8 protein-coding genes are annotated in these 6,187 nt (G+C 74.3%); 2 read left to right on the forward strand and 6 right to left on the reverse strand.

Features of this window, described 5'->3' with window-relative positions; translation table 11 throughout:
* Nucleotides 1–72: 72 nt before the first annotated feature.
* The 3 genes from fbaA to ACFWDO_RS20835 form a co-directional block, all read right to left on the reverse strand.
* Nucleotides 73–1,092, reverse strand: coding sequence for a class II fructose-bisphosphate aldolase (gene fbaA / locus ACFWDO_RS20825; RefSeq protein ID WP_380326279.1), 1,020 nt, complete (start codon nt 1,090–1,092; stop codon nt 73–75).
* Nucleotides 1,093–1,199: 107 nt separating this feature from the next.
* Nucleotides 1,200–1,919, reverse strand: a complete 720-nt coding sequence (locus ACFWDO_RS20830) for a TrmH family RNA methyltransferase (RefSeq protein ID WP_380326276.1) — start codon at nt 1,917–1,919, stop codon at nt 1,200–1,202.
* A complete protein-coding gene (locus ACFWDO_RS20835; protein WP_380326273.1) occupies nt 1,916–2,749 on the reverse strand; it encodes an SDR family oxidoreductase in 834 nt (277 codons plus the stop codon). Before ACFWDO_RS20835 ends, ACFWDO_RS20830 begins: the two co-directional genes overlap by 4 nt.
* 90 nt (nt 2,750–2,839) lie before the next feature.
* On the opposite strand from ACFWDO_RS20835, the gene ACFWDO_RS20840 reads away from it, so the two are divergent.
* Both ACFWDO_RS20840 and ACFWDO_RS20845 read left to right on the forward strand, forming a co-directional pair.
* Nucleotides 2,840–3,580, forward strand: a complete 741-nt coding sequence (locus ACFWDO_RS20840; RefSeq protein WP_380326282.1) for an HAD-IIA family hydrolase — start codon at nt 2,840–2,842, stop codon at nt 3,578–3,580.
* The gene (locus ACFWDO_RS20845) at nt 3,573–3,863 is read left to right on the forward strand and encodes a hypothetical protein (RefSeq protein WP_380326270.1); all 291 of its coding nucleotides are present in this window, start codon (nt 3,573–3,575) and stop codon (nt 3,861–3,863) included. The genes ACFWDO_RS20840 and ACFWDO_RS20845 overlap by 8 nt, the downstream gene beginning before the upstream one ends.
* 3 nt (nt 3,864–3,866) lie before the next feature.
* On the opposite strand, the gene ACFWDO_RS20850 is transcribed toward ACFWDO_RS20845, so the two are convergent.
* Genes ACFWDO_RS20850 through ACFWDO_RS20860 form a run of 3 tightly spaced genes read right to left on the reverse strand, consistent with a single transcriptional unit; the run spans nt 3,867 to nt 6,071 of the window.
* A complete protein-coding gene (locus tag ACFWDO_RS20850) occupies nt 3,867–4,661 on the reverse strand; it encodes a hypothetical protein (RefSeq protein ID WP_380326268.1) in 795 nt (264 codons plus the stop codon).
* Nucleotides 4,658–5,242 carry an orotate phosphoribosyltransferase gene (gene pyrE / locus ACFWDO_RS20855; protein ID WP_380326265.1) on the reverse strand — a complete coding sequence of 195 codons (585 nt, stop codon included), beginning with the start codon at nt 5,240–5,242 and terminating at the stop codon, nt 4,658–4,660. Before pyrE ends, ACFWDO_RS20850 begins: the two co-directional genes overlap by 4 nt.
* 55 nt (nt 5,243–5,297) lie before the next feature.
* The gene (locus tag ACFWDO_RS20860; protein ID WP_380326263.1) at nt 5,298–6,071 is read right to left on the reverse strand and encodes an SDR family NAD(P)-dependent oxidoreductase; all 774 of its coding nucleotides are present in this window, start codon (nt 6,069–6,071) and stop codon (nt 5,298–5,300) included.
* Nucleotides 6,072–6,187 lie beyond the last annotated feature (116 nt).

Genomic DNA, 6,187 nt, shown 5'->3' on the forward strand with positions numbered 1-6,187 from the left:
GGCGGCCCGCACATGGTGCGGACCGCCCCTTCGAACTACCTCGGCGAGTTGTGAACTACCTCGGCGAGAGGGTCACATCTTGTGGCCGGCGGAGCGCAGCTGCTGCGCGGCCTCGACGATGCGGGCGGCCATGCCGGCCTCGGCCAGCTTGCCCCAGGCGCGCGGGTCGTACGCCTTCTTGTTGCCGACCTCGCCGTCGATCTTGAGGACGCCGTCGTAGTTCTTGAACATGTGCTCGACGACCGGGCGCGTGAACGCGTACTGGGTGTCGGTGTCGATGTTCATCTTGATGACGCCGTTGTCGACGGCCTCCGAGATCTCCTCGGCCGTGGAGCCCGAACCACCGTGGAACACGAGGTCGAACGGGTTCTGGACGCCGATCTCGTCGCCCACGGCCTTCTGGATGTCCGCGAGGATCGACGGGCGCAGCTTCACGGCACCCGGCTTGTACACGCCGTGCACGTTGCCGAAGGTGAGGGCCGTCAGGTAGCGGCCCTTCTCGCCGGCGCCGAGCGCCTTGACGGTGGCGAGGCCGTCCTCGGCCGTCGTGTAGAGCTTGTCGTTGATGGCGGCCTCGTGACCGTCCTCCTCGCCGCCGACGACGCCGACCTCGATCTCGAGGATGGTGCGCGCCGCCTGCGACAGCTCGAGGAGCTCCGCGGCGATGACGAGGTTCTCCTCCAGCGGGATGTCCGAGCCGTCGAACATGTGCGACTGGAAGGTCGGGTTCTTGCCGGCCTTGACCTGCTCCGCCTCGAGGGCGAGCAGCGGGCGCACCCAGGAGTCGAGGTTCTTCTTGACGCAGTGGTCGGTGTGGATCGCGATGTTCACCGAGTAGTTCTTCGCGACCTCGGTGGCGTAGGCGGCCAGGGCCAGCGAGCCGACGACACGGTCCTTGATCGTGGCGCCCGAGGCGTACTCGCCGCCCCCGACGGAGACCTGGATGATGCCGTCCGACTCGGCCTCGGCGAAGCCCTGGAGCGCGGCGGTGACGGTCTGCGACGACGTGATGTTGACGGCGGGGTAGGCGAACTTGCCGGCCTTCGCCCGGTCGATCATCTCGGCGTAGACCTCGGGGGTTGCGATAGGCATCTGCGGTACTCCAATGACGGGGCGTACGAGGATGCAGCGGGCTTCGTCGCGACGGGCGCCGTGCGACCCGCATGCACCCGGATTTTCTCACGACGGAGTCGTGCGAGTCACATGCCGTCGGCTGGGTGAGACGGCGGGAGCCACCTCGACGCCCACGCGTGCATCGCGATCGCCCCGGCGGCGCCCGCGTTGAGGGAGCGCGTGGAGCCGTGCTGGGTGATGTGCAGGACGACGTCGCACGCCTCCTGGGCCTCCGCCGTGAGGCCCGTGGACTCCTGCCCGAGCAGCAGCACGCACCGCGCCGGCAGCACGTAGCCCTCCAACGGCACCGACCCGGGCACGTTGTCGATCCCGACCACGGGCAGGGCGGCGCCGTCGTCCGCCGACGCCGCCCACGCCGCGAGCGCCGGCGCGTCCGGGTGGTGGTGGACGTGCAGGTAGCGGTCCGTCACCATGGCGCCGCGCCGGTTCCACCGTCGCCGTCCGACGACGTGCACGCCGGCGGCGTTGAAGGCGTTGGCGGTGCGCACCACCGAGCCGATGTTGAGGTCGTGCGCCCAGTTCTCGATGGCCACGTGGAGCTGCCGGTCGGCGGGGCGGCGCGCGTCGAGGTCGGCGACCACCGCTTCGACGGTCCAGTACCGGTACGGGTCGACGACGTTGCGCCGGTCGCCGTGCGCCAGCAGGTCCGGGTCGTAGCGAGGGTCCGGGGCGCCGTCGGGCGTGCGCGGCCACGCGTCCGGGCCGCCGGGCCACGGGCCGACACCGACCTCGCGCTCCGCCGCGCGCTCGGCCTGGGGCTCGGGCTCGGGCTCGGTCCCGCTCACCGGCCGGCCAGCCACTCGTCGTAGGTGGTGGTGCCGACGGCTGCGCCGGGCACGAGGTTGCGGCCCGCGCGGAAGAACTCGCCGAGCGGCCCCGGCAGCGGCACCCCGACCAGCACCCGGCGCGACCCGTGCGCCCGCCGCCAGGCGCGCGCCATGGTGCGGGCGTCCAGCACCTGCGGGCCGCCGACGGTCGCGGTCGGGGCACCGCTCGGCCCGGTCGCTGGGGCGACGCCGAGCGGGTCGTCGCCCTGCGCGGCGTCGACGAGGGCGCGGGCGACGTCGCGCAGGTCGATCGTCTGGAAGCGGCAGCCGCGCGGGTACGGCAGCAGGCCGAGCCGCGACCAGGCGCCCAGCCGGCTGTCGGTGCCGAAGAAGATGCCGAGGAAGTCGTGGAACTGCGTGGCCCGCACGACCGTCGCCGGGGCGGGCCCGGCCGCATACACGCGCTCCTGCTCGGCGTGAGCGCGGTAGTACGGGTAGCCGCTCCGGTCCACCCCGGCGATCGACAGCACGACGACGCGGCCCACCCCCGCGCGACCGGCCGCCTCCGCGACCCGCCCGGCCCCGGTGGTGAACACGGCCTGCGCGCCGGGCGCCATCCCGTTGCTGGTGTCGACCACGGCGCCCGCGCCGTCGAAGGCCGCGGCCAGGGCCGCGAGCACGCCCGCGTCGTCGTCCGCGAGCAGGTCCACCGCGTGATGCGCGGCGCCGCCCTGGTCCTCCGGCCCCCGGCGCGACACCACGCGCACCTCGTGCCCCCGCGCCTCGGCCTCGCGCACGACGGCGCGGCCCGCCTGCCCGGTGCCGCCCACCACCACGATCGTCGTCATGGCCCCATCCTGGCGGACGCACGCGGACGGCCCGCGCACTAGGGTGAGCGCGTGAGCGACGAGCGACGGATCGAGTGCTGGCTGACCGACATGGACGGCGTCCTCGTGCACGAGGGGCAGGCCATCCCCGGGGCGCCGGAGTTCATCCGCGCCCTGCGCGACGCGGAGCGTCCGTTCCTCGTCCTCACGAACAACTCGATCTTCACGCCGCGCGACCTGCGCGCTCGCCTCTCGACGTCGGGCATCGACGTGCCGGAGGAGGCGATCTGGACGTCGGCGCTCGCGACGGGGCAGTTCCTGTCCGACCAGGTGCCGAACGGCTCGGCGTACGTGATCGGCGAGGCCGGCCTCACCACCGCGCTCTACGAGGCGGGGTACACGCTCACGGAGTCGGACCCGGACTACGTGGTGCTCGGCGAGACGCGCACGTACTCCTTCACCGCCATCACCAAGGCCATCCGCCTGGTGCGCGACGGGGCCCGGTTCATCGCCACCAACCCGGACACCACCGGGCCGTCGGCCGAGGGCCCGCTGCCCGCGACCGGCGCCGTCGCGGCGATGATCCAGGCCGCCACCGGCCGCTCGCCGTACTACGTGGGCAAGCCGAACCCGATGATGTTCCGCTCCGCGCTCAACCGCATCGACGCGCACTCCGAGGTGACGGCGATGATCGGCGACCGCATGGACACCGACGTCGTCGCGGGCATCGAGGCCGGCCTGGAGACGTTCCTCGTCATGACGGGGTCCACCTCCCCCGCCGAGATCGACACCTACCCGTTCCGTCCGTCGCACGTCGTGGACTCGATCGCGGACCTCGTCGGCCGTGTCTGACGACGTCGAGGGCACCCCGGTCGCGCAGCCTGCGGGCCGCGCGGCCCGTTGGAGCACCTGGGTGGCGGTCGCCTCGGTCGTCGTCGGCGGCGTCCTCGTCGTCCTGGGCCTGACGCGCCCGACCGGCTACGCGTCGTTCGGCTGGTTCGCGTACGCCCCGCTCTCGGACACGACGTTCTTCCCGGTGACCCCGTACCTCTGGGTGCCCTTCGCGCTGATCGGCGTGGGCGCACTGCTGGTCGGGCTCGGCGCCGGCTTCCTGATCGCCCGCCGACGGCGCTGACCCTCAGCGCGGGGCGTACGCCGCGGCCCGCGCGACGAGCTGGGCGACGTCGTCCACGACGACCAGGTCCTGGTGACCCCGGCGCCACCACAGCAGCGTGTCGCCGTCGAGCCGCACCCGGCCACCGTGCAGCGCCTCGGCGCCCTGCCGGGCCAGGTCCGCCCCGCCGCCGTCGCCCAGCCAGGCGCGGGCGGTGCGCACGCTCTCGGTGGTCACGCGGAACGCGCGGTCGAAGTCCGGCACGCCGACCTCGACGTCGTGGCGCAGCGCGTCGGCGACCCCCGCGGCGGCCACCTCCACCGTCCCGTGCGCGCGGTCGAGGCGGGTGAGGACCAGGTGGTAGGGGTCGGAGAGGGTCGCCGGGCCGGACTCCCGGGCCCCGGTCTCCGTGACCGTGCCGCCGGAGCGACGCTGGACGCCCAGCTCGAACGTCCACACGTCGCGGCCGTCCACCCGGGAGCGCAGCACCGCGCCGTACGTGTGCCCGACGTCGCTCGCGAACGGCGCCCGCTTCGGGAACGACAGCGCCTCCCGCGGGGGCTCCGGGTGCTCGCCGCCGAGCTCGGTCCAGCGCCCGGTCGCGACGAGGCGGTCGACGTCCTCGGCGCTCCGCGCGATCCAGCGGCGCTGGGCCCGCAGGTAGCCGAGGCCGCCCACGACGGCCGCGACGGGCACGAGGACGTACGCGACCCACGCGTCGAACACCCCGAGACCCGCCAGCACGGCGGCCGCGACCACGACCGCCATCGGGACGACGAGGATCGAGAGGCCGGGCCGCGCCGCGCCCGGTCGGCTCACGCGAGGCCGAGGTCGGACAGGTCGTACAGGTAGTGGTAGGGCACCCCGAGCGCCTCGATCTTCTCGCCGGCGCCGGTGGCGCGGTCGACGATCGTCGCGCAGCCGAGCACCTCGGCGCCGGCGGCGCGCAGGGCCTCGATGGCCGTGATGGGCGAGCCGCCGGTGGTCGTCGTGTCCTCCAGGACCACGACCTTGCGGCCCGCGACCTCGGGGCCCTCGATCTGGCGCTGCATGCCGTGCGCCTTCGCCGCCTTGCGGACCACGAACGCGTCGAGGTCCTGCCCGCGCGACGCGGCGGCGTGCAGCAGGGCGTCCGCGATCGGGTCCGCGCCGAGGGTCAGGCCGCCGACGGCGTCGACCTCCGCCGTGCCGAGCCCGACCTCCTCGAGGTGGTCGAGCAGCACGTGGCCGACCAGCGGGGCGGCGCGGTGGTGCAGCGTGATGCGGCGCAGGTCGACGTAGTAGTCGGCCTCCTTGCCGGAGGAGAGCGTCACCTTCCCGTGCACGACGGCGAGCTCTGTGATGAGGTCGCGCAGCTGCTCGCGGGGGGTGGGGCCGAAGGAAGCGTCGGTGGTCGTCACGGGCTCCAGGGTACGGGGCGGGAGCCCCGCACCCCGTGCCGGGGACGACGGCCCGTCAGCGGTACTTGCCGACGGCGCGGACGGCGGAGCGCGGCGCGAGGCGCAGCAGGGCGGAGGCCGCCTTGTACCGGACGGACGGGGTGGAGATGACGACGCCGCGACGCACGTCGGCGAGCGCGTCGGAGACCACGCGCGGCGCGTCCAGCCAGCCCGCGTCCGGGATCGTCGACATGTCGATGCCGGCGCGGTCGTGGAACTCGGTGCGCACGAACCCCGGGCAGAGGGCCGTGGCGGTGACGCCGGTGCCCTGGAGCTCGACCGCCAGCCCCTCGGTGAACGACCGCACGAACGCCTTCGCGGCGGCGTACGTGCCCCCGGCGGTGAGCGCGGCGACGGACGCGACGTTGAGGATCGCGCCCCGCCCGCGGGCCGTCATCTGCCCGGTCGCCGCGTGCGACAGCACCAGCACCGCGTGCACCATCACGTCCAGCGCCCGCAGCTCGACGTCGAGGTCGCCCCCGACGAACCGCTGCGCGGTCGCGAACCCGGCGTTGTTGACGAGCAGGCCCACCGGTCGGCGGTCGTCGCCCTCCTCGTCGCCGGTCACGGCGAGACGCGCGGCGACGCGCTCCAGGTCCGCGGGCACCGACAGGTCGGCGGGCAGCACCTCCACCCGGACGCCCGCGGCGGCGCGCACCTGCGTGGCGACCTCCTCGAGGCGGCCGACGTCGCGCGCCACGACGACGACGTCGTGTCGCGCGGTGGCGAGCTGCCAGACGAACTCCAGGCCGAGGCCGGCGGTGGCGCCGGTGACGAGCGCGGTACCCATGGGGGCAGCCTAGTGGCGGCCGGCCGGGCCTTGGCCCTCCGGCTCGGCTTCGGCACCAAGGGGTGAACGGGCCCGTGACGTAGCGGTGGGTCGTCGTCCGGCTCCAGGACGACGAC

It is taken from the genome of Isoptericola sp. NPDC060185, from assembly GCF_042728595.1.
Lineage (GTDB): Bacteria > Actinomycetota > Actinomycetes > Actinomycetales > Cellulomonadaceae > Isoptericola.